The sequence below is a fragment of the Actinospica durhamensis genome, assembly GCF_018139695.1.
GTDB lineage: Bacteria > Actinomycetota > Actinomycetes > Streptomycetales > Catenulisporaceae > Actinospica > Actinospica durhamensis.
In genome coordinates this window covers 1-1,643 of record NZ_JAGSOG010000552.1, presented here as the reverse complement: position 1 = coordinate 1,643, position 1,643 = coordinate 1, and the positions used below count along the sequence as shown (strand labels likewise).

Annotated in this window: 2 protein-coding genes; both read left to right on the top strand. The window is 73.2% G+C overall.

Annotation, left to right across the window (positions count from 1 at the left end):
- Positions 1-955 (top strand): GlxA family transcriptional regulator (locus KDL01_RS40940; protein ID WP_212534113.1); only part of this gene is annotated, 955 nt, incomplete at its 5' end.
- A gap of 26 nt (positions 956-981) precedes the next feature.
- Positions 982-1,626: an oligoribonuclease gene (gene orn / locus KDL01_RS40935; protein WP_212534112.1), complete on the top strand. Its 645-nt coding sequence runs from the start codon at positions 982-984 to the stop codon at positions 1,624-1,626.
- Positions 1,627-1,643: the final 17 nt, after the last annotated feature.

Sequence of the window (1,643 nt, the reverse complement as noted above, 5' to 3'; positions counted from 1 at the left end):
GGCCACCCTGCGCCGCGCGGCCAAGGAGGGCGCGCGCATCCTCGGCCTGGACAGCGGCGTGTTCGTCCTGGCCGCGGCCGGCCTGCTGGACGGCCGCCCGTGCACCACCCACTGGCTCTACGCCCCCACCCTCGCCCGCAGGTTCCCGCGCGCCCAGGTGCTGCCGCGCGAACTGTGCGTGGACGACGGCGAGGTGGTCACCGGCGCGGGCGCCGCGGCCGGCATCGACGCCTGCCTGCACGTGGTCCGCCGCGACCACGGCGCCCAGGCCGCCGCCCGCCTCGCCCGCCGGCTCGTCTTCCCGGTCGGCCGCCGCGGCGGACAGACCCCGTACTTCGACAACGATGTCCCGGACGAGCTGCGCGGGGACCCGCTGGCCGACTCGATGACCTGGGCCCTTGACCACCTCACCGAGCCCCTCGACGTCGACGCCATGGCCGCCCGGGCCTCGATGTCGCGCCGCTCCTTCGACCGCAAGTTCCGCCACACCGTCGGCGTCGCCCCGCTCCAGTGGCTCAATGCGCAGCGGGTCATGTACGCGCAACGGATGCTCGAGTCCACCGATCTGGCGATGGATCAGATCGCGATCCGCAGCGGCTTCGGCTCCCTGGTGGCCATGCGCGGCCACTTCCGCCGCATGCTCTCCACCTCGCCGACCGCGTACCGCAGCGGCTTCCGCACCACCCCCACGCTGCGCACCCGGGCCGGCTCCGGAGACGACTTCGACGAGGACGCCGAGGCAGCGGCGGCGGCCAAGGAGGACGGCCTGCTCACGTCGGATCGCGGGCCGGATCGCGGGCCGGATCTGGCGTCGGATCGGCTGGGGTCCGAGACCCGCCCGGCCCCGGGCGTGGGAGCCCAGCGCGTGGGCTCCGAGCCCGAGGAATGCGCCGCCGTGGCCGCCTCCGACCGCCCCGCCGATCGCCGCCGGGATCTTCCCGCGGTGGAGGGCTGAGCGTGCGGACCGGTAGCCTCGGTGGCATGAATGACCGGCTGGTGTGGATCGACTGCGAGATGACGGGCCTCGACTTGGCGCACGACGCGCTGATCGAGGTGGCCGCGCTGGTGACCGACTCGGATCTGAACATCCTCGGCGACGGTGTGGACGTGGTGATCAAGCCCCCGGCCGAAGCGCTCGCCCAGATGAAGGAGTTCGTCCGGGACATGCACGTGCACTCCGGCCTGCTGGCCGAGCTTGAGCAGGGCGTGAGCCTGGACGAGGCGCAGCGCCTGGTGCTCGAGTACGTGCGCGCGCACGCCCCCGAGGCCAACAAGGCCCCCCTGGCCGGCAACACCATCGGCACCGACCGGGGCTTCCTGGCCCGCGACATGCCCGAGCTCGAGACGCACCTGCACTACCGCGTCGTGGACGTGTCCTCGATCAAGGAACTGGTGCGCCGCTGGTACCCGCGGGTCTACTTCCAGGCCCCCGCCAAGACCGGCAACCACCGCGCCCTCGGCGACATCAGGGACTCGATCGAGGAGCTCAAGTACTACCGGGCCACCGTCTTCGTCCCCCAGCCCGGCCCCAGCTCCGAAGACGCCCGCACCACCGCCACCCGTTTCGGCTCAGGCTCCGGCTCAGGCTCCAGCTCCAGTTCCGGCGGCTCGGGCAACGCCGCCTGAGCCCGGGTCCCCCTGGG

What these genes read in the sequence shown, in the direction of transcription:
- orn (WP_212534112.1), top strand. Translation starts at nt 982, where the DNA reads ATGAATGACCGGCTGGTGTGGATCGACTGCGAGATGACGGGCCTCGAC.